General features: G+C 27.1%; 21 protein-coding genes. 4 read left to right on the forward strand and 17 right to left on the reverse strand.

What is annotated here, in order from left to right; genetic code table 11:
• Window positions 1-71 precede the first annotated feature (71 nt).
• The 5 genes from AVBRAN12637_RS02955 to fldA form a co-directional block, all read right to left on the reverse strand.
• Window positions 72-899: a restriction endonuclease gene (locus tag AVBRAN12637_RS02955; RefSeq protein ID WP_214150618.1), complete on the reverse strand. Its 828-nt coding sequence runs from the start codon at window positions 897-899 to the stop codon at window positions 72-74.
• A 37-nt stretch (window positions 900-936) separates the two neighbouring features.
• Window positions 937-1,128, reverse strand: a complete 192-nt coding sequence (locus AVBRAN12637_RS02960) for a hypothetical protein (protein ID WP_214117910.1) — start codon at window positions 1,126-1,128, stop codon at window positions 937-939.
• A gap of 64 nt (window positions 1,129-1,192) precedes the next feature.
• Entirely contained in the window at window positions 1,193-1,903 is a 711-nt protein-coding gene (locus tag AVBRAN12637_RS02965; RefSeq protein ID WP_336615290.1) for an EI24 domain-containing protein, read from the reverse strand.
• Window positions 1,896-3,338: an ABC transporter substrate-binding protein gene (locus AVBRAN12637_RS02970; protein WP_336612559.1), complete on the reverse strand. Its 1,443-nt coding sequence runs from the start codon at window positions 3,336-3,338 to the stop codon at window positions 1,896-1,898. Before AVBRAN12637_RS02970 ends, AVBRAN12637_RS02965 begins: the two co-directional genes overlap by 8 nt.
• Window positions 3,339-3,380: 42 nt before the next feature.
• The gene (fldA, locus tag AVBRAN12637_RS02975; protein ID WP_336607219.1) at window positions 3,381-3,866 is read right to left on the reverse strand and encodes a flavodoxin FldA; all 486 of its coding nucleotides are present in this window, start codon (window positions 3,864-3,866) and stop codon (window positions 3,381-3,383) included.
• A gap of 264 nt (window positions 3,867-4,130) precedes the next feature.
• On the opposite strand from fldA, the gene AVBRAN12637_RS02980 reads away from it, so the two are divergent.
• The 3 genes from AVBRAN12637_RS02980 to AVBRAN12637_RS02990 are packed head-to-tail and all read left to right on the forward strand — an operon-like array spanning window position 4,131 to window position 6,698.
• Window positions 4,131-5,702 (forward strand): flavocytochrome c, encoded by a 1,572-nt coding sequence (locus tag AVBRAN12637_RS02980; RefSeq protein ID WP_214120628.1) that lies wholly within the window; start codon window positions 4,131-4,133, stop codon window positions 5,700-5,702.
• 2 nt (window positions 5,703-5,704) lie between these two features.
• Window positions 5,705-6,106: a cytochrome c3 family protein gene (locus tag AVBRAN12637_RS02985; RefSeq protein ID WP_336615291.1), complete on the forward strand. Its 402-nt coding sequence runs from the start codon at window positions 5,705-5,707 to the stop codon at window positions 6,104-6,106.
• Between the two features lie 10 nt (window positions 6,107-6,116).
• Window positions 6,117-6,698, forward strand: coding sequence for a cytochrome c3 family protein (locus AVBRAN12637_RS02990; protein WP_214117904.1), 582 nt, complete (start codon window positions 6,117-6,119; stop codon window positions 6,696-6,698).
• 248 nt (window positions 6,699-6,946) lie between these two features.
• On the opposite strand, the gene fliS is transcribed toward AVBRAN12637_RS02990, so the two are convergent.
• Genes fliS through AVBRAN12637_RS03030 form a run of 8 tightly spaced genes read right to left on the reverse strand, consistent with a single transcriptional unit; the run spans window position 6,947 to window position 15,606 of the window.
• Entirely contained in the window at window positions 6,947-7,318 is a 372-nt protein-coding gene (fliS, locus tag AVBRAN12637_RS02995; RefSeq protein ID WP_214116767.1) for a flagellar export chaperone FliS, read from the reverse strand.
• Window positions 7,319-7,327: 9 nt separating this feature from the next.
• Complete coding sequence (gene fliD, locus AVBRAN12637_RS03000) at window positions 7,328-9,649, reverse strand: flagellar filament capping protein FliD (RefSeq protein ID WP_336615292.1); 2,322 nt, start codon at window positions 9,647-9,649, stop codon at window positions 7,328-7,330.
• A 30-nt stretch (window positions 9,650-9,679) separates the two neighbouring features.
• Complete coding sequence (locus AVBRAN12637_RS03005; protein ID WP_214116763.1) at window positions 9,680-10,048, reverse strand: flagellar protein FlaG; 369 nt, start codon at window positions 10,046-10,048, stop codon at window positions 9,680-9,682.
• A 43-nt stretch (window positions 10,049-10,091) separates the two neighbouring features.
• A complete protein-coding gene (locus AVBRAN12637_RS03010; protein WP_336615293.1) occupies window positions 10,092-11,912 on the reverse strand; it encodes a menaquinone biosynthesis decarboxylase in 1,821 nt (606 codons plus the stop codon).
• Window positions 11,909-12,844, reverse strand: coding sequence for a hydroxymethylbilane synthase (gene hemC / locus AVBRAN12637_RS03015; protein ID WP_214116758.1), 936 nt, complete (start codon window positions 12,842-12,844; stop codon window positions 11,909-11,911). The genes AVBRAN12637_RS03010 and hemC overlap by 4 nt, the downstream gene beginning before the upstream one ends.
• A 9-nt stretch (window positions 12,845-12,853) precedes the next feature.
• A complete protein-coding gene (locus AVBRAN12637_RS03020) occupies window positions 12,854-14,461 on the reverse strand; it encodes a cation:proton antiporter domain-containing protein (protein ID WP_214116756.1) in 1,608 nt (535 codons plus the stop codon).
• Window positions 14,461-14,814 (reverse strand): heat shock protein transcriptional repressor HspR, encoded by a 354-nt coding sequence (locus AVBRAN12637_RS03025; RefSeq protein ID WP_214116754.1) that lies wholly within the window; start codon window positions 14,812-14,814, stop codon window positions 14,461-14,463. The genes AVBRAN12637_RS03020 and AVBRAN12637_RS03025 overlap by 1 nt, the downstream gene beginning before the upstream one ends.
• A gap of 12 nt (window positions 14,815-14,826) precedes the next feature.
• On the reverse strand, window positions 14,827-15,606 hold the full coding sequence (locus tag AVBRAN12637_RS03030) for a DnaJ domain-containing protein (protein ID WP_214119978.1): 780 nt from the start codon (window positions 15,604-15,606) through the stop codon (window positions 14,827-14,829).
• 107 nt (window positions 15,607-15,713) lie between these two features.
• Here AVBRAN12637_RS03030 and gpmI point away from each other — a divergent pair, with 107 nt between their 5' ends.
• Complete coding sequence (gene gpmI / locus AVBRAN12637_RS03035; RefSeq protein WP_214119979.1) at window positions 15,714-17,141, forward strand: 2,3-bisphosphoglycerate-independent phosphoglycerate mutase; 1,428 nt, start codon at window positions 15,714-15,716, stop codon at window positions 17,139-17,141.
• 153 nt (window positions 17,142-17,294) lie between these two features.
• Here gpmI and AVBRAN12637_RS03040 read toward each other — a convergent pair whose 3' ends face one another.
• The 4 genes from AVBRAN12637_RS03040 to AVBRAN12637_RS03055 form a co-directional block, all read right to left on the reverse strand.
• Window positions 17,295-18,161 carry a hypothetical protein gene (locus AVBRAN12637_RS03040; protein ID WP_336615294.1) on the reverse strand — a complete coding sequence of 289 codons (867 nt, stop codon included), beginning with the start codon at window positions 18,159-18,161 and terminating at the stop codon, window positions 17,295-17,297.
• Window positions 18,162-18,371: 210 nt separating this feature from the next.
• A complete protein-coding gene (locus tag AVBRAN12637_RS03045; RefSeq protein WP_336615295.1) occupies window positions 18,372-19,226 on the reverse strand; it encodes a hypothetical protein in 855 nt (284 codons plus the stop codon).
• Window positions 19,227-19,575: 349 nt separating this feature from the next.
• Window positions 19,576-21,504 (reverse strand): ABC transporter permease, encoded by a 1,929-nt coding sequence (locus AVBRAN12637_RS03050; protein WP_239802717.1) that lies wholly within the window; start codon window positions 21,502-21,504, stop codon window positions 19,576-19,578.
• Window positions 21,479-22,591: an efflux RND transporter periplasmic adaptor subunit gene (locus AVBRAN12637_RS03055; protein ID WP_336615296.1), complete on the reverse strand. Its 1,113-nt coding sequence runs from the start codon at window positions 22,589-22,591 to the stop codon at window positions 21,479-21,481. The genes AVBRAN12637_RS03050 and AVBRAN12637_RS03055 overlap by 26 nt, the downstream gene beginning before the upstream one ends.
• Between the last annotated feature and the right edge of the window lie 38 nt (window positions 22,592-22,629).

The following is a 22,629-nucleotide window of genomic DNA, read 5'->3' on the forward strand; positions in this document are numbered from 1 at the left end:
CTTACCTTTAAAAATAAGATTAATTATAGCAAATAAAAAATTATTAATCTATTATTTATTGTCTTAATGCTTTAATTTATATAGTTAATGATTTGATAATTTATTTCATTTGGATATTCTCTTAAATAACACACTACTCCGTAATCTTTATCATTACAGCTTGTTATAAAATCTTTATAAATTATTTTATTATCACATAATGATGGATTGTTTCTAATAAAAACTTCACAATCTCCTATAAATTTTCTAAGCAGATATTGTTTTGGTGGATTTGTGTAGCACTTGCATTGAATTAGCCTTATTTCACTATTTTTATACGCTATTAAATCTATGCCTTTATCGTTTTTACCATTTACAAAACCATTTGGAAAAACCTTATAACCTATATTTTCATAGTATATTTTTATTTGATATTCGTAATTTTTGCCTTTTTTGATATTTTCTAATTTGATTTTATTTTGTGCGTTTTTTTCTTCACTTATTTTTAATTCATAAGACTGAATTAGTTTATCTTTTTCTAGCTTATAGTATCTATTTAATTCTTTTAATTTTTCTTCATAATCTTTTTCTTTTTCTAATATCAATTCTTGTGCTTTTTCAATGGCTATTTTATTAATATCTGAAGTTGTTAAAGTCTGTAATCGTTTTAACTCATCTTTGAGTTTTAATAATTCTTCTTCATATTTATAGTTTTTGTATAGCAAAATATTTTTATCAGTTTTTGTATCTTCGTAATCTTCTTTATCTATTTTTAATGTTTGAATTTCTTTATTTTTATCATTTATAAATTTTTCTGCCTTTTTTATAAATAAAACGAATATACCAAGTAATATGAAGTAAAAAATAGTTATTATTAAGCCATAGTAATTATGTAAAAATTCTAAAATGCTAAATAACATACAATTACCATAGGAATTTCAAATGAAATTCCTAAAATCAATCTAAATCTTTAATGATTTCTTCATCACTTTTTACAACCATTCCAGAGCCGTGAATTACGCTCGGAATACAACTTGTGCAAATATCTACTGGCTTATTGTTTTTATGAGCTCTAATAAATACTGCGTGCTCGTCTTCGCTAGCTTTTAGACTACATACATTACAAATAATTTCATTGTTTAAAACCATAATAATCTCCTTAAAAATAAAATTAAATACTACAAAAAAATCAAAATATAAAAGTTATTTTTAATCAATTTAAAGGCTGTTTTAATCTTAATTCATTTTGAAATAATAAATGAGCTAGAAATATTACAAAAAATACAGGTAGAAAAAACCCAACATAAGGAATATTTGAAGCCAAATAAAATAAAAATACGCAAAAAATATATTTAAATTTAAAAGGTTTAAAACTTAAAAAATCATTTTTATTTAAAACACAACTAGCCACATCGTAAATTAAAAAATTAAAAAATAAATAAAACATTAAGCAAAACATTAAAAATGATGCTATGAAATTTAATATAGGAATTATATGAAATAAAAGCACAAAAAATAAAAAAAATAAGAATTTCAATACGATTTTAAACAAAAGCCAAGTTATTTGAATTAACCCTATTTCATCTAATTTATTGTAATTATAATGCTTTAAATTGATTTCTCTAACTATCATTGGAGTTAAAAATGAAGTAATAACTAAAGCAAAAAATATAGATAAATATAAAGCTAAAAAACCGCCACCTGAAATAGTAATTATCATAATAAATATTTGTATGGCGTGTAGTATCATCGCACCTAAAAAAAAGTTAAAAGCTTCTTCGTTAAAATCTAAACTACCAACATAACTAAATGCAAGTGTTAATAAACTAACAAATATAATTGAGCTTATAATTAATGGAAATAAAGAAAATGCTAAAAATCTAAATGTAAAAAAATCTTTTAAGCTAATAATGAAATTATTCATATTTATACCACTTAATTACTTGAGAAAATAATCCGTTTCCATTAAATCCTATTGGCATATTTTCAATACCTTTAATTTTTTTATTATAAGCTAAAAAATAATTGTAATTTACCAAAAATACATAAGAAGGGTTCATTTTAATCTGCTCTTGAAACTCTTTGTAATAATTCTCTTGCACTTGATTTATGGTATTTTTTGCTTGAGTTTTATTAATCTTATTTGTATTTAAAATAGTTGCAAAATTAATACTATCATATACTTCAATATCTACAATCTTACTAGCTTCATTATCATCATTGTTGGTTTGTAATACATCTGTTAATATTCCAAAATCTTTTAATTGCATAGCAAGATTTTCGGCTATACTTAAGTAGTCTTTATTGTTTTTATCTACATAAATTTCTAATTTTAAAGGTAAATCTAATTTTTTATAATAATTTGCTGTGCTTTCTTTATTAATATTTAATTCTATACTCTTTTTATCTTTATAAAATCCTAATTCATTTATAATTTTTCTAGCTTCTGCTCTATCACAACCATTATTATTTAAACTTAAAATATGTTTATTAATACTAAAATTCGGTAATTGATTTAAAATAGATTTGTTACAAATAATCAAAGAAATTGCATATCTTAATTTCCTATCATAAATTACTTTATTATTTAATTGTAACGCTATAGCATGATCTGATTCTAAAGTCTTATATACTAAATCATCATCAATATTTTTTATATTTTTATAATTAATCAAGCCAACATCAATTATGTCATTATTTAAAGCATTTTTTATTTGAACTTCATTTTGATAAAACTTAAAAACTACCCCATCATTAAGTGCTTTAAAAATAGCATTAGGATTTTTTACTAAAACTATTTGTTCATTGTTAAATTGCTTTAAATTATAAGTACCAAGACCAATAGCATCACTATTAAACCAACTTAAACCATATTTAATAAGAGCATTTTTTGACATAATCCCTAGCGTTAAAGAATTTAAAAAATCATTATCTGGATACTTCAATACAAATTCAACTTTATATTTATCAATTATATTTATTTGAGAAATATTATTATAAAATCTACTATAATTTGAATTAAAAAAGTGATTTATAATTATTTCATAAGTAGTTTTTACATCTTCTGAAGTAAATTCTCCAAAATCTATATTATTTTTTATAAAATGAAGACCTTGTTTTAATTCAAATTCGTATCTTAATTTATCATTACTTATTTTGTATGAATTAGCTAGTGCGGGAATTAATTCTTTATTATTATTTTTATAAAACAAACCTAAATATAATAAATTTACTAAATCATCATTTGGATTATAAATTGGATTTATATTATTTGGTTGATTTTTCATAGCTACTTTAATTAAATCAGCAGATAAAAAATTAATTGAAAATACTAAAAATAATAATAAAAACTTTTTCATAAGTATCCTTAAAATAGCAAGTAAAAACTTGCTATTTCGTGATTAGAAGTTAGCTTTAATTTGTGCTACCCAGTTTGCAATTCTTTCGTCTGTTAAATCTTCTTGATTGTCATTATCTAATGCAAGACCAACGAATTTGCCATCAACTACTGCTTCTGAATCTTCAAAATCATAACCATCAGTTGATACTTCGCCAACTAAATTTGCACCAGCTTCTTTTAAAGCTTTAGCAAGTTTTCCCATACCGCCGCAGAAAGTATCAGAATAGCTTGAGCTATCTCCCATACCAAATACAGCTACTGTTTTACCAGCTAATTTTAGACCACTAAAATCAAATGAATCCCAATCATCTTGTAAGTCACCACTACCCCAAGTTGAAGTTCCGCAAACTAATTTATCAAAACCATTTAGTTTATCAGCATCAACATCAGCGATATTTAATAATTCAGCACCTAGTGCTTCTGCAATTTTTTCTGCTGCGCCTTCTGTATTTCCCATAGCACTTCCGAAAACTACTGCTACTGACATAATTATCTCCTTAATTTGATTTGCGACATAATTTTACCATTTGAAATTATTGTTAATCATTAACCAAATTCTTTTTACAAAAACCTTAGTTATATTAATTTATTAATATAAGAAAAAGTTAATATCACTTATCAAAAATCCTTATTATTACTTCATAATAATTATTAAATTAAAAATATTATTAAAAAATTTTTATTATTTACTAAGTATATTTTATTTTAAAATAAAATTATTATTAAACTTATTTTTTAATTAGGAGGTTTTATGAAAACTAAAGATAGAAGAGACTTTTTAAAGTTTTCTGGCTTAGTGTATGGCTCTATTTTAATGCCTAATATTGCTTTATCTAATAGTATAGATATTGATGATATAAAATGGGATGAATATTATGATGCAATAGTAATTGGAAGTGGTTTTGCAGGAAGTGCAGCTATGCTAAGTCTTTTGGATAATGGTATTAAAAATGTTGTTATGATTGATAAAATGCCTTATTTAGGTGGTAACTCGGCTTATTCAGGTGGTTCAATGGCTGTTGCTGGCTCAAAATTACAAGCTAGAGATGGAATAGTTGATGATATTAATCTACACATACAAGATACATTAAAAAGTGGTAAGAATTTAAATGATTTAGAATTAGTAAATATTATGATAAATGATGGAGTAAAAACTCTTGATTGGCTTATAGATAATGGAGTTAATTTTAAGTGGGTTAGTAGAAGTGGTGGTCATAGTGTTCCACGCTCTCATTCAGCAGGTGCAGGTAGTTATATCACAAGACCATTACAAGAACAAATTCTTAATAGAGGCGGTAAGATTTTAACAAGAGTTATAATGGATGATATTTTATATGATAAAAATCATAAAGTTGTTGGAATTAAAGTAAGAGAAAAATATCAATTTAACTTTGAGCGTGGATATGAAGAAAAAAACAATGAAAGTGGAATTACTAAATATTATAGAACCTTTGGTGGTATTATCTTAGCTACTGGTGGTTGGGGAGCTGATTTAAAATTTAGACAAATATTTGATTCTAGTTTAAGAGATGATGTATTAACCACAAATCATTTAGGAGCTACTGGCTACACAGCACAAAAACTAATAAATGATAATGTTAAATTCATAGATATGCAATATATTCAAAGTATGCACGTAACAAGTCAAGATGAAGGCGGTTTTGGATTTGCTTATAGATGGATTACTAGGGCTTATGCTTATGGAATGATGGTAAATCCTAAAACAGGAAAAAGATTTGTAAATGAAATTACTGATAGAAAACAAGGTAGCGATGCGATATTAGCTATGAATGAAAAAGGTTTAAATCCACCTGTTTTAATTATGGATATAAATGGCACTAAAACGGTTGATATAGAAGATTTAAATAGGGGCTTATTAGTTGGTGCTGTAAAACAATTTGAAACAATGGATGAATTAATAGCTCATTATAATATCAATAAAGAGCCTTTCTTAGAGCAGTTAAAAAGATACAATGAATATGTTGAACTTGCTTCAAAAGATAAAGATTATAAAGACCCAGAATTTAATCGTAATTTTTCAGATTACAAAGGAAAGTATATAAAAATAGAACAAGCTCCATTTTTTGCTGCAAGACCAGGACCAAAAGTTCATCATTGTATGGGTGGAGTAAAAACTAATAAAGATTGTGAAGTATATGATAATGATATGCAATTAATTCAAGGTTTGTATGCGTGTGGAGAAATTACTGGCGGAAGACACGGATATAATAGATTGGGTTCTAATGCGGTTTTAGATTGCTTAGTTTATGGAAAAAGAGCTGGAAATACTCTAGCAAAAAATTATAATTTATTAAGGGGTTAGCAATGAGATTTATTACTATTATATGTTTATTTGCCTGTTTTTTATTTGCAAATGAAAATGTATTGAAGGATTCGTTAGGAAAAGTAAATGTAGATTTTAGTGAAAAAGCCTATGAAGTTAAAGGAATTCATAAAAAATTAAATCTTAAGTGTAATGATTGCCACCTAGAAGCACAAGCGAAAGATTATTCATCAGCTATGCTAAATAGTTGTATAAAATGCCACGGGGATTATTCAAAACTAGCAGAATATACTGCAGGTTACGGACATAATAACAATGTTCATCAAAGCCCACATTATGATAAATTAGACTGCGATAATTGCCATAAAACTCATAAGCCATCTGTTAATATGTGTGCTAAATGCCATAGCCAAGAAATCTTAAAAAATTTAAAAGTAAAATAAAGGAGAATACATGAAAAATAAAATAGCTTTTACTTGTATGATAGTAATCATAACTCTTGTTTTAGTATTCTTAGGAGAAAAAATTGTTCATGTAACAGGCAAATATCCGTTTTGTGGAAGTTGCCATTCTTGGGATGGACCTATAGCAATCACAAATGTTAATGATGATATACACGGGGCTAAAAATCCTAAAGGAGTGGTAGTTAATTGTGCTGATTGTCATTTACCACACGATAATTTGGCAAAATACTTATTAACTAAAGCTAAAAACGGAATAGCAGAAGGCTTTACAACTTTAACAAAAGACCCAACTAAAAAAGATTGGCTAGCAAATAGAGAACACGCTAGAAAAAATTATACTTTTGATAGCTCTTGTCTAAAATGCCACGAAAATGCTTTCGTAAAAGACAATGAAAGCACATTACCAATCCATCTTACCTATCTAAGTTTTAAAGGTAGTGCTGATGAGATGAAATGCACCGATTGTCATAAACATGTAGGGCATAAAGATTTAGCACAAACTTTATATGATTTAAAGGACACAACTCCACATAGTTGGGAAGATTGGGAAAAACAAAGAGCTAAGCAATAAGCTTAGCTAATAGAATTTAGAATTAATTCTAAATTCTATAAATTCTTTTTCAAACTTAACTCAAATTCTTTTTCAAACTTAACTCAAATTCTTTTTCAAACTTAACTCAAATTCTTTTTCAAACTTAACTCAAATTCTTTTTCAAACTTAACTCAAATTCTTTTTCAAACTTAACTCAAATTCTTTTTCAAACTTAACTCAAATTCTTTTTCAAACTTAACTCAAATTCTTTTTCAAACTTATTGATTTTAAAGTTCCATTTGATTTACTTCACGCCAAGCTTCAAGCAAACCATTAGCAACTTTCATAACTTCATCCAATTTAGCAGTATCGCTATCAATTATTACCTTACTAAGTGTGCTAATTTGATGAGAATAAAGCCCTTGTAAATAATAACTAACATCGCCTTGACTAAAGTCTAAATAATTTAATAGCTCAACAAAAATTGCTGTGGCTTTTTTAATATTTTTACATTTGGCTTCTATATCGTTTTTTTCTATGGCTTTTTTGGCACGAGAGCAAAATCTAAGTATGCCCTCGTATAAAAGCTCAATCATTTTCTCATTACTCTCAATTGAAATATTGTTATGAGAATAACTCGCATAAGCATTACTTACCATTTATATTCCTTATTTATTAGCAAATGCTGCATTTGTTAAAGCTGTAATCGTTTGGCTTTGATTATCAAGCTTATTTAAAATAACATCATACATACTTAGTCTAGTAGCTAAAATCTCATATCTTTTCTCAATTTCTTCATTGGTTTTTTTGATTTCTTCATTTAGCTTCTTAACATCATCTTCTAAATTTTTATTATATTTAGTAAGAGTTCCATCAGTGCCTACCATACTATCTAAAGTATCTTTAAATGTTCTAAACACTCCTGTTTGCTCTGTTTTAATAGTTCTTATTGTTTTTTCTTCTAAACCAAGTTGTAATAACTTCTCGCTAGAACCACCTATTTCAAGTGCATTTTTTCCATCACTTGTAATAATAATATTATTTTCTTTACCTAATTTAGCCGTTACACCATCTATTTTCGCATCATTAATAGCTTCAATTAATTTATTTATATACTCTTCTTGAGTAATCTTATTGTCTTTATCATTTAATTTATCTAGGAATTCTTTTTTAAAGGTAATTTCCTTACCATTTATCTTCAAATCCCCTTCAGCTAAAGCTACTTTTTGACTAATTGTCTTACTTGTAGTGCTTAATTCTTGGTATTTTACGCTACCTTGTAAGAAATTTTTAATTCCTTCGCTATTTTTCTTATAAGCTTCTTCAAATTTTGATTTTTTAAAAGTTAAAATTCCTTTTTCATTAAGCTCAAACCCCATACCAGATAAACTAATTCCATTTGAATCAGCCTTAGTAATCATTGATGATAACATTGTTTTTAGCTTACTTACTTCGCTAATTCCTTGCAAACTTCCTGCTGTTTTTTTCTCTTTATCAAAACCTGTTGAGGTAGCAAGAGAATTAACTATAGAATTATAATTCGTTGTAAAAGTAGTTAAATGCTCTGTTAAAGAATCTAAATCATCGCTTACTTTAAAGTTGGTAATACCTTCTTTTTTAAGAGAAATTTTTGCTCCAATTATTAAATCATCAATGGTATTTGTGCTTCTGCTAATCTCAATACCTTCATAAATAAACTTAGCATCTTGCGCTGTTTGAACATGGTTTGATTTTGCATCAATTCCATCATATTTAGTTTGAGCAGCTTTTACATCTAATTCATTTATAAAATAATTTTCCCTAGAAGTTTCAAAAAATTCTTGAATTCCTTTCTTTTGTTCTTCTGTTAAACTATCAAAATCAGTAGCTTTATTTATACTAACTGCTTTCATTTGATTAGTAGCACTATCTTTGTATGAAATATTTAATTCTTCTCCGGTATTTTTAATATATTCAACCCAGTTTTTTGTTTGTTGAGTCATATCAGTTTTATCTTTAAATTCAGCAAAAACTGCTTTTCTCTCATCATCACTTAACTTAGACAAATCTGTATCTTTATTAATAGTAAATTCAATATCCTTCTCAACAATTTTATCACCACCACTTGGGTCATTTACAAAAGCTTTATATGTTAATTTTTTTTCACTACTTAATTCAGAAACTTGTTTTTGAATATTTTCTAAGTATCCACTACCACCTAAAATAACTTTAGATGCGTCTAATTGCTCGTTAGCTTTTTTAAGCTCTGTTTTAGCAGCACTAGCATTTGCAGCGTCTAATAAACCAAGCTTTTTAAGAACTGCTTTTGAAAACTCTGCTGTATTAGGGTCGTCAAGTTTAAAAGCACTTCCAAATACTATTTCATTATCAACTCCTGCTTCTTTACTTGTAATCATAAGCCTATAATTATCATGACCTGTATCTAAAACCTTAGTGCTTACAAAATCGCTTAATTTTTTATTGTTTTCATTTGTAGCTGATAGAATTTTGTCATTTAAAGTTTGTAAAGAATCCCCTGAATTTACCTTAATAGTAAATGTTTGTTTATTTACAGTGATTTTAAACTCTGCTTCTTTTAGCATTTCTTTTTGACCATCACTTTTAATAATACCAACATCGTTAAATATGCCATAAGTTTCGCTAGAAAAAGAATTAGTCTGATAAGCGTCTTTTGTAGCAAGTTGTTTAACATTAATGTCAAAATCACTTACTTTAACACCCTTAGTAGTAGTCATACTAGCACTCTCACCTGTAGCATCTACTTTACTTTTAGAAAATGCTTCTCCTTCTACTAAAGAAGATATATCACCTTTAAAACTGCCTAAAAGTGTTGTTAAATCTGTTAAATCCTTTTGCTTTGCTTGTGTATCAGATAGTTTTTTATTAGGTATTGCTAATAAAGATTTTTGCTCGTTTGCTTTTAAAGCGTCATATTTTTCTTTAAATTGAAATTTATTAGCTCCTGCTATTAATCCTAAACCTGTTCCCATATTTAACTCCTTTTAAATTCTTTAAAGCAATTAACTTTTTTTATCAAAAATAATTCCTATTGCTTCTTTCATACTTTCGCTAAGCTTAATTACTTCTTCATTTGGAATTTTACGAATAATTTGACCTGATTTTGTAGCGATTACATCTACATACATTTGATTGATTTTATCGTTATAACCAAATCTTACATCAGTTTGTAATTCTTCCATATTTTCATTTAATTTTTTAATAGATTCATCAAGCTTTTCTTTTGTTATTTCCTTGTTTATTTCTTCATTTTTTTGCTTACCTGAATTTGTTTCAATATGGGTTTGCTCAACTGGGCGCATTTTAGTTGTTTCTGCACTAGCTTTTAGTTGAGTATCATATTGAGAACTCGCTGCTTTAAAAATCTCCATTACTATCTCCTTTTAATAAGCTTTTTTCTAAATCGGCTAAAGTTTAAAAAACTTCATAGCTTTTGAAAAATTTTTCATCATTTTCTAATAATTTTAAATCTATTAATTTATTTATTACATCTTTATTGCAATCAGTTGTGCTAGGCCATTCGCTTAAATAGCCATCTATTTCGCCTTTTGAATACGCTGCAACTAAAATCCCATTATCATCTATTTTAATATCAGTGCTAGGGTCGTAATTATTAAACGCTCTCCAAATTAACATATAAGGATTATTTAAATTAACTCCTTTATCAAATAAAACAACAATCCCACCTAAGTTATTTTTGCAAGCATTATAAATAGTGTCTAAATTATGCTTTCTATCTAAGCTTATGCATGTAATTTGTGTTTTTGCTTCAGGATAGAAAATGTTGTATTCGTATAAACCAAATTCTTTTAAATCATCTAATAAATTTTTAAGATTTGGTTTAAAACTTGCTTTATCCATTTCTTGTTTTTCTACTTTAAAGGTATGAGCTTTATAAGTAGATTTTGAAGTAGCGTCAAGCCCTAACTTACCACCCATACCTAATTTAGTGCTAGAATGATCTAGTTCATCGCATAATCCATAACTTAATAATAATTTTTTAGGAGAGAAATTATTTAAAATATATTCTGTAATTTTAGGATAATCATTCAGACTAGGTGCATTCTCATCTACAAAAATAGCATTTTTTACAAAACTCATCTGCCCTACTCCCCAAAATGCGTGCATATTAGCTAATGCTAAACCATCATAATTGCTTTTTACTTTAGCTAAGATTAGATTATGAAAAACACCATTTTCAGGCATACAATAATCAATCAAATCAGGGCAAGTTGTCTTAAGTAATGGTAAAAATATTCTCTCTGTTCCATACCCCATCCATTTATCTTCTAAAGGTGGTTTACCAACTACGGTTGCATTATAAATTGGCTCATTTTTGCCTGTAATTTTTGTAATTTTCATAACAGGAAAATTACCTTGCGGAGTATAAAATCCCGTATGATCGCCAAATGGACCTTCAATAGCAAAATGATTTACATCAATTTCGCCTTCTATTACAAAATCACTATTACTTGGAACATACAAATCATTAGTATCACATTTAACTAATTTTGCTCCTTGTTTTTTAATAAATCCATAAAGCATTAATTCAAATATACCTTTAGGCAATGGTGCTTGAGCGCAAAATATATGAAGTGGGTCATCGCCTATTGCAATAGCTATTGGCATTTTTTTATTTGCAGCTTTATATTCGTAAAAGAAATTATTAGCATCTTTATGAAGTTGAAAATGCATTATCAAATACCCTTCATCTAATACTTGCAAACGATACATTCCTAAATTATTTTGCTTACCATCAAGACTTTTGGTATAAACCTGACCCATCGTAATAAATGCACCTGCATCTTTTTCCCAAGTTTTAAGGATTGGAATTTGATTTAGAGAATATGTTTTTTGCTTACAAGGTGCATTTTTGTTTATTTCTCTTTTTGGAGCTATATTTTTTAAAGAAAATAATTTATTTGCAAGGTTTAATTTAGCACCAAATGTAGGTGGAATATGTAGCTTTAATAAGCTCTCAATCTCATCTGCAATCTCATCAGGATTTTTACCTAAAACCAAATTAAGTGCTTTGCTATTTGCAAAAACATTCATAATAATTGGCATATCATAATTTATATTGCCTTTTTTTGGATTTGTAAATAACAAAACTTTTGAATCACTCTTTTTAGCTTCTAAATAAGCTAAATGAGCGATTTCTAACTCAACATCTAAAGGTGTATTTATAATCTTTAAAAGATTTTCTTTTTTTAATTTTTCTATATAATTTTTCATAGCATTTCTTTTAATAATTCTTCATTTTCAGCTAGAATTTCTAAAGCTCCGTGCTTTATAAATTCTTTTGCTAAAACTACCCCAAAATCACTTGCATTTGCTTGATTAATCTTTCTTTGCATTTTTATAATTTTACTAGCATCAATTAAGCCAATAATCGCATTTACGCAAATAATCTCATCATCAATAAAAGCTGCATTAATTCCTATTGGAGCACCACAACCACCATTTAAAGTAGCAGTAAAATCACGCTCAATTTTGCATAATAATGCTGTTTTAGGGCAATTTAATTTAGATACAAGATTTAACACCTTTTCATCATTAATACTCTCAATCGCAACAGCACCTTGACCTGCTGAAGGTATCATAATTTTTGTATCTAAAATCTCATAATTTAACTCATCTAAAAGATTTAATCTCTTAAGTCCTGCATAAGCTAAAACTATCGCATCAAATTCGCCATCTTTTAATTTTTTAAGTCTAGTTTGTAGATTTCCCCTTAATGAATGAATAGAAAAATCATCTCTAATTAATCTTAATTGCATTTGACGGCGAAGACTTGTTGTGCCGATTTTTGCACCTTGTTTTAGTTCATTTAATGATTTTTCATTTCCACGAAAAACCACAACATCATTAGGAGTTTCTCTTTTGCAAATACTAGCAAGTTTAAAATCATACGCCAAACTTGCCCCAACATCTTTTAAAGAATGAACGCTAATTTGTGCAAGCCCATCGTGCATTGCGTTTTCTAATTCTTTAATAAATAAATTCTTCCCACCAATTTTTGCTAAAGGAGTATCTAAAATAACATCTCCTTTAGTGCTAAGCTCTAATAATTCTATATTTAAACTAGGCTCAATTTCTTGTAATTTCGCCTTTACAAATTCGCTTTGCCATAAAGCAAGTAATGATTTTCTAGTAGCTATTTTCATATTTTTCCTTTAAGATTGTTGTTTTATTCTGCAAACTAATGCTTCTTGTAAAAGTGTTCTTGCAACCACTTTTTCTTCTTTTACCATTTTGATATTGTCACCTAAATCTTCAAATATTTTATATTCATCTTTATTTATTCTAATGATTACATTAGCATTTGGGTCATAATCAAGTATTTTTTTACTAACTACTTCTAAGACTTGTTCGTTTGAAATAGTAACGATTACTGCTGCACTTGTTTTAATACTAGCGTTATCAAAACTTGTATTTTGCTCTGCACTAGCATAAAAAACATTTTCTCCCCTACTTTGTCCAAGCTCAACTAAACTCATATCATTTTCTAGCACGATATAAGGAATGCCTTGAGTTTTTAATCTTAGCACAACTTCTTGACCAAGTGAGCCATATCCAAATATTACAAAATGTCCGCTCATTGATTCAATCTTAGGAGCTACGGTAATTATCTCATCATTAGTAATACTTGCAAGAGATTTTATATTTTTTAAAATAAAAGGAGATAAAACCATACTTAAAATTACTGATAAAGTAAGCATTTGAGCTGTATTTGTATCTAGCATTTTATTTGCAACCAATAAAGTAAATATTGCTAAAGCAAATTCTCCAATTTGACTAACGCTTAATGCAGTTTTTAACGAATCACTTTTAGTGCTTTTAAGACTTAATAATAAAAATATACATAAAGTCTTAATTAGCATAATACCAATTGTAAGTGCAATTATTATATACCAATACTGAATGATAATATTTATATTAATTTGAAGCCCAACGGTTATGAAGAAAAATCCTAATAACAAATCTCTAAATGGGATTAAGTCAGCTTCTATTTGGTGTTTAAATTCAGTTTCTGCTATCATCATTCCTGCAATAAATGCACCAAGTGAATATGAAAACCCAAAAAATGAAGCTAAAAACGAAGCACCAACGACAGTGAAAAGTATCGTTGCTATGAATATTTCTTGAGAATTTGTTTTTAATACAAAATAAAGCACCCTGCTATAAATATATTTTCCAATTAAAAATAATAATAAAAGCACAATAAAAGCTGATATTAAAGTCTTAACAACTAAAGTGCTAATTGCAACTCCATCTTGATTGAAAATATCAATCATCAATAATAGTGGAATTACTGCAATATCTTGAAATAATAATATTCCTAAAGCTTTTCTTCCATATCGCTGATTTATGTCTTGATTTTCATTTAGTATTTTTAGAACTATTGCAGTTGATGAAAGTGAAATTGTAAAGCCAATAATTAAAGCAATATCATCAGCTATATTAAATGCGTGGTGTAAAATTACTGCAAACACAATTCCACATATTCCCATCTGTAAAGCACCATTTATAAATACATCGGTTTTCATAGTTAAAAGGTGTTTGATAGAGAACTCAAGTCCTATGGTAAACATTAAAAATACTATTCCAAATTCTGCAATGTGGCTTAATTGTTCTGAAGTGGTTACAAAAAATACTTCTTCAATAATAAAGCCAGTTGCAATATAACCAATAATTGTTGGTATGCTAAATTTTTTAAGCACTACATTTAAAATAATCGCAATAGCACTTGTAATTAAAAATATTTCTAAGAACTCTTGCATTAGCTACTACCTTTATCATCATAAAATATCACATCGTATTTTTGATTTTGTTTAATTAAGGCGTTTTTCTTAGGCTTTTCTTTTAAACCACTTAGCATTTCTTCATAATCTGCTATTTGACTTTTAAGCTCTAAAATAATGCTAACTCCAGCTAAATTTACCCCCAAATCCCTTGTAAATCTTAAGATTAATTTAATTCTATCTACATCTCTTTGCGAATACATTCTAACCTTTCCACAGGTTCTATTAGGCTCAATCAAGCCTTCTCTTTCATATTGTCTTAGAGTTTGTGGATGAATATTTAATTGCTTTGATACTACAGAAATTAAAAATACCGGTTCATCATAGTGCATATTTCCTCCTTTTTATAAATAATCTTTTAAAGCTTTAACTAACTTATCATCAAGCGTATTAATATCAGGCAAAACCACCTTAGCTCTTAAGAATAAATCCCCTTGATTTTTAGAATATGAATTATAAATTCCCCTACCTTTAACACGGATTAATCCACCATTTTTTACATTTTCTTTTAAAGTTACTTTTAAGCCTTGCTCTTTTGGAGTATCAAACTCAACTTTACCACCAAATAAAGCTATTTTTAAAGGAATTTCAAGTTCTTTTGTCAAGTCATCTCCATCACGCTCATACTCTTTTGAATGCTCTATTTTAATAGTTGCTTTTAATGTTAGATTGTCTTTTTGCATAGTTATTTCTTGATTATTTAATACGCCTGATTTAATCTCTACATCAAAACTAACACCCCTTACATTAATGCTCCTAGTAGTTCCTAAAACAGATTCTAAAAAGCTTATTTTTAACTCAACTTGAGCTGGTTTATTATAAGACCTACTTTGCCCTGCTCCAAAACCAAAATGAGAAAATATATCCTCAAATCCACCACTAAAACCGCTTGAATTAAAATTAAAGCCATCAAATCCACCAAAAGAAGGATTATCATAAGCTCTTCTTTTATCTTCATCGCTTAACACTTCGTAAGCTTCGGTAATTTCTTTAAATTTTTCTTCAGCACCCTTGTCTTTATTCACATCAGGATGATATTTTCTAGCTAAACTTCTATATGCTTTTTTTATTGTGTCAGTACTTGCGTCTTTTTTAACGCCTAATATGTCGTAATAATTCTTCATCTTTTAATCCTATAATAATAAAAATTTTTGAGTAATATTAGCTAGTTAAGCTTAATAGAGTTTAACCACTTACTATCAACTCTTAAATTATACTTAAAGGAGTAAAAATGCAAAAATGTATATTAGTAATTACCGATGGTATCGGATTAAACGATAGATTAGAATACAATTCTTTTTATCACGCAAAAAAACCAAATTATGATTTTTTAAACCAAAATGCAAAATTTTCAAGACTTAAAACAAGTGGCAATGCAGTAGGTCTTCCAGATGGTCAAATGGGAAATAGTGAAGTAGGACATATGAGTATTGGAAGTGGTAGGGTTATTTATCAAAACCTAGTTAGAATTGATAACGCTATTAAGGATAAAAGCTTAGAAAATATTAGTATTTTAAAAGACTTTTTGAAAAAATATAAAAATATTCATATAATAGGTTTATATAGCGATGGTGGAGTGCATTCAAGTTATATTCACTTTAACGAAATTGCTAAAATTGCAAGCGTTAATAATAATATTTTTATGCACTTAATAAGTGATGGAAGAGATGTTAAACCAAATTCTTTTAAAGATTTTATAAAAAATAATCCAAGTTTTATAACTCCAAGCAGTATTTCAGGTAGATTTTATGCTATGGATAGGGATAATAACTTAGATAGAACAAATGAATATATAAATATGCTTTTTAGCAAAGCAAATAAAAGTGATTTAGAACAATACATAAACGATAATTATGAGAATAAAATTTATGATGAGTTTTTTAAGCCGCTTAATCTTGGTTTTGATGGCATTGGTAAAGATGATGGAGTTATTATCATTAATTATAGAAGCGATAGAGCAAGGCAAATTGCAAGTGAGCTGAAAAATCGTTTGAGTAAAAATCAAGTTTTATGTATGTGTGAATATGATGAAAAACTTGACTTAGGCGTGATTTTTCCAAAAATTGATATTAAAAATACCTTAGCTGAAGTCTTAAGCAAAAATAATTTAAGGCAATTTCACACAGCAGAAACAGAAAAATATGCCCATGTTAGCTTTTTCTTTAATGGCGGGGTAGAGAAAGAATTTCTTAATGAAAAGCGTGTATTAATCCCAAGCCCAAAAGTAAAAAGCTATGATGAATTACCGCAAATGAGTGCTTATTTAGTTTGTGATGAAGTAATTAAGGCTATGAATGATGGTTTTGATTTTATCGTAGTTAATTTTGCAAATGGCGATATGGTAGGTCATACAGGAAATTATGAAGCTTGTATTAAAGCGGTTGAGTGCGTTGATGAATGCTTAGGCAAAATCATTAAAGCTTGTAAAGAAAATAATTATGCTATGCTACTAACTTCAGATCACGGAAACTGCGAAGATATGAAAGATTTAAATGGCAATATTTTAACAAATCATACAACTTATGATGTTGGCTGCTGGCTTTATAATTATCATAAAGATAGTAATTTAAAAGATGGCTCATTAGCAAATATTGCTGCTAGCGTGCTAAAAATACTAAATTTAAATAAGCCTAGCGAAATGGAAGAAGCTTTATTTTAAATCTTTATTCCTAGTTCAAATTCTTTAAAAAATTAATGGAATTTGAATTAGGATTTTAATAAATTTAAATATATTTTATTATTATCATTTTTTAATCATCATAAACTATATCCGATAAAACTGCATATTTTAACAATTCATTATAACTTGTTTTCATTTTAATTCTCCTTTTAATTTATTTAAATAATTTTGATAAACATCATTAGAACAACTACCACTGCTAGAATAATTACCTAAATCAAGATAATAATTATCAACAAATAACCTAGCAAAAGAATCATAAATTCTATCAAAATCAGGATGCTCTGGGATTTTTAGTCCTCTAAAAGACATATATGATTTTGCGTAACTACAATCCACAAAATAACCATAAATATCATAATTTATTAGCTTATCTTTACTAAGTCTAGTTGGTAATTCTGAAGCTTCTTCTTCAAAAATTTTTTCATATTTTTTATAATTTTCATATAATTGCACTTCTTTATCAACTATTAAATTTACACTTTTAAAAAACTTACCATCTATCGTATAGTTTTGTTTTTTAATTGTGCTTAATAATAAGGTATTTGGTTTTTTAAGTTCTGTTACTTCGTGTTTTGGACTTTGCTGTAAATTAAAATGACTTATTAATAATATTCCGTGAAAAGCAATCATTAAAAATGAGAAAAAATAAAAGATAACTTTAATAAATTTTTGATTTTGTTTCATTATTAACTTATAAAACCACCAAATTAATAGTGAAAATACAATTGGTAGCAATAGTTGTAAAACTACAAATCCCCCACCGATATCTCTATCAATAAGCCCAACTCTTATAACCAAATAAAAAAATAAAATATATAAAGCTATTATAAATCTAGGATAAAGGTTCATTCCTATAAAAAATGTAAGGGCAAAAAGCGTAGGATAGGTAATAAAAAATGGCACATAATCTATAGGAATTAAAATACTAATAATTCCACTAGCTAAACCATGTAAATTATCTAAAAAATATGTTAGATATATTAAAAACTCATTCATATCCTACCTTTAAAATAAAACTAATTATATCAAATAAACAATAAAAATTCATAAAATTTAAAAATATTTATTAAAATTATGTTACTTTTCGTAATAAATAATATTAAAAAATATTTTTTGATTTAATTTCAAATCCCTAATTCAAATTCTTTTAAAATATAGATAGCAAAAGTTTAATTAATATAATCACCAAAATCTCTTTTGCTAAAATCAAACATTTATTATCTTTTCACTTAAAATCTTTTCAATTTTCTTTTGTTGTTTTGCTATGTATTTTTCGCCTAATGGTTGCGCTTCTTCTCTATGCTCTATTTCGTAAGCTCCTTTGCTTATTGCAGAATGTTTTAATCTATATTCAGTGTATAAAAAATAAACCGATAAATCATCAACAAAAGGCAATGAAACTAGCTTGGTTTTAGTTTGATATATTGTGTAAGTTTTTAAGTTTTTACCATTTAAGAAAAATAATATTAAATAACTTGATAAAATATTTAATATTGCAAAAAACATAACTATAGGAAAGAAAATTATTCTAGCTACCCTATAGTCTAATCTATAATTTAAGCTTTTATTTTCTATTTCTTTAGTATTGTAAGTATCTTTATCAAATATATGAGAATACGCTAAAGCTGGTCGTTTAGATTGCAATCTAAAAACTATATCGCTTTTATTTATCGTTTCGCTTACTTTTTTATAACTTTTAGCAATATCAAAAAGACCTTCTTTATCTATTGTATATGTTTCAAAATATATCTTTTCATTATCTACGCTAATATAAAAATCATTATTTTTAACAAATCTAAGTCTTTTAATATGATTTGTCTTTATGAATAAAAAAATAAAAAATATACCGACAATTATTGTAGCTTCGCCTCTTCCTCTTAATCTAATCTCAGTCATTTCTGTGTGAGAAGCTTCTGGTAGTTTATCTAACTTGTAAGCTATAAAACAAATTGTGCAAATTAATAATAAAAAAGTAACAATGTCATTAAATAACCTAATAAGCTCTAAGCTATATAAATAATCGTTTTTTATTTTATAATCTTTTAAATTGTCTATATTCAAATTTATCCTTTGTTTTTAATAAGATTAATTATATCAAACAAACAATAAAAATTCATAAAATTATTAATATATGTTATTTTTCGTAATAAATAATATTAAAAAATATTTTTTATTTAATTTCAAATTCATAATTCAAATTCTTTTAAAAGATAAAAACTAAAAATTTATAATAAGGTTAATTAGTGGTGTGAAATATTTTAGAATTTAAATTAGGATTTTAATATATTAATTTAGTCCTTAAATTTTATAAATTCCTAAAATTATTTAAAACTACACATTCATTAGTTGCTTATGATTTTATATAAAATAAAAAGGAAAAACTTTATTAATTTAAGTTTTTCCAAATTAATCAATCATCAGTTAAAGCAACTGCAGGGATTAGTTTACTAGCTTGTTTAGCAGGAAAATATCCAAAAAATAAACCAACTAAAGTGCTACTTAAAAACCCTAACATAATAGCATCAAAATCAACTATCATTTTAATAGGAGCGTCAAGTAAATTAATACCATAAACAAGCATTAAAGCAATCATTACACCAATACTAGCAGCTACACTACAAAGCACAACCGATTCAATCAAAAATCCCGTGCTAATATAAGATGGACTTGCTCCGATCGCAAGTTTTACCCCTATTTCTTTCGTTCGCTCTTTTACAACGACAAGCATAATATTCATAACACCAATTCCACCAACAATCATAGCAATAAATGCAATGCCAAAAATCATTAAACTAAGTGTATTTGTAGTGCTTTCTATACTTTTTTTAATAGCGTCTTGATTAAAGGTCAAAATTGAATTAGCACCCTTTTTAATCTCTAAAATCTGTTTAATACTATTATCAGCTAATTCACTATTTACATCATCTTTAAGCAATACAACAATACGCCTAATATGTTTATTACCATCAAATTTATTGCTAATTGTGCTATTTGGAACATAAACTCTAATATCAAAACCATCTCGCTCATTTTTATCTTTTTTAAGAACCCCAATTACTCTTAATGGCTGACCTTTTAGATATATTATTTTATTTAATGGACTTTCTATTTTAAATAAAGTTTTAGCTAAATTCTCACTAATTACACATACATTCTTAGCGTCTTGTTCTTCTTGCTCGGTAAAAAATCTACCTTCTTTCATCTCCTTAGCACTAATTTGTAAAAAATTCGCAAAAACTCCTGTAGCATCAGTATCTACTTCGTTTTTTAAATAAGTAATATAAGCACCACTTAAACCACTCTCAACCCCAACTTCTTTTACAAAATCAAGCCTTTTAATAAGCTCTAAATCTTGGTATGTTAAATCCTTAATCCTACCTGCATTTCTATCTCCAAATCTTGAGCCTTTATGAACTATAATTGTATTTGTCCCAAGCGATTTTATCTCTTCTAAAATATCAGCTTTTCCACCATTTCCTAAAGCTATCGTTGAAATTACTGAAGCAGTAGCGATTATAAGCCCTAGCATAGTAAGAAATGACCTTAATTTATTTGTGATTAGATTATTTAATGCAAGTTTTACATTTTGAGAAAAAAAGCTAAAACTAGCTATAAATCTATCTTTAAAATTAGCTTTATTTAAATTATCTTCATTTAAATTGCTTGTTTTAAATTCTTTGACATTTTCATCGCTAATGATAACTCCATCTTTCATTTTAATAATTCTAGTTGCGTATTTACATAAACTCTCATCGTGAGTTACTAAAATAACCCCAACTCCGTTTTCATTTAGCTCCTTTAGAATTTGCATAAGCTTTATTCCATTTGCACTATCAAGCGCTCCTGTTGGCTCATCTGCTAGTATAAAATTTGCATCATTTATAAGTGCTCTTGCCACACTTACACGCTGTTGCTGACCACCACTTAAATGTGCTGCTTTTTTATGAATATGTTCGCTAAGTTCTAATTTTTCTAATAATTTTTTAGCTTTTTGAATACTAGTTTGTTTGTTTTTCTTAGCATATAAAGCTCCCATTATTACATTTTCTAATACACTTTGTAAGGGCATTAAATTGTATCTTTGAAATATAAAACCTAAATTATCTCTTCTAAAGGCTGATTTTTCTTCACTATTTAAAGAATACAAATTCTTATCATAAAATATATATTCTCCGCTACTTGGCTCATCAATTAAGCCTATCATATTAAGCAATGTGCTTTTTCCTGAACCACTTTTGCCTAATAATATTACAAACTCGCCTTTTTTTATCTCAATATTTATATCTTTTAATACTTGAGTTGAGCCGTAAAATTTATTTAGATTGCTTATCTTTATCATTAGTTATTACCACTTCATCATCATCATTTAAGCCACTTGTAATTTCTATATTAAAATTATCGCTCTTACCTAAGGTTATATATGCTTTTTTATAGCCTATCTCGCTATTATCTTTAATATATACAAAATAGCCTTGATTGTCTTTATTAATATAATTAATAGGTAAAGTTAAAGCATTTACTACCTTATCAATTTCTATGGTATTTTGAACATCTATTCCTATTTTTAATTCAGGGTTATTATTTACAAAATATCTAGCATAATAATAAACAGCCCCACTTGAAGTAGCATTATCAATAACACTAACATCAGCACTATCAATACTATTTATGCTAGCTTCTTTAGTGCTAGCCCCATCACTTAATGGAGTATATGTGATTTTTTGCCCTACTTTTAATAAGCTAACATCATTTTGTGCTATTTGCATTCTTACTTCCATCTCATCTAAATTAGCTAATTTAATTAGTGTTGGTGAGCTTTGCTTTGAGTTAATTGTCTGACCTAAACTAGCATAAACACCTATTACGCTACCATCAATAGGAGCTTTTACTATTGTTTCATCTAAGCTTTCTTGCATAGTAGAAATATTTGCATTTGTTTGAATTATTTGAGCTTTTATTGAGCTAAGTTTTGCTTTTGCATTGTAATAATTAGTTTTTGCGTTTAAATAATTTTCTTTAGAGCTAGCACCCTTACTTAATAACTTTTCTTGAGTTTGAAGTTTTACATATAATTCGTTTAAATATACTCTAGCTGCTTCTTCTTCATCATTTAAACTAATCAATTTACTTTTTTCTATAGCCAAATCATTCTTAGCTTTTTCATCATCTAAAATAGCAATAATATCGCCTTTTTTAAGCTTATCTCCTAGCTTTACACGAAATTCTTTAATTTCCCCATTTGCTAAAGTTGCAACATTTACCAAAGAAGGAGAATAAGCCTTGCCTACTGCTTCAACATTAATTGATAAATCCATTCTTTTTGGTTTAATAATTCTAAAATTATTATTAGTTTCATCATTACTAAAATATGCAAAACTAAATATGCCTATAATTATTACTATCAAAATAGCTAGTATTTTTTTCATTTTATCCCTTCTTTAATTTATTTTTGCTAAAATCTCAA

Source organism: Campylobacter sp. RM12637 (genome assembly GCF_020137645.1).
Classification (GTDB): Bacteria; Campylobacterota; Campylobacteria; order Campylobacterales; family Campylobacteraceae; genus Campylobacter_E.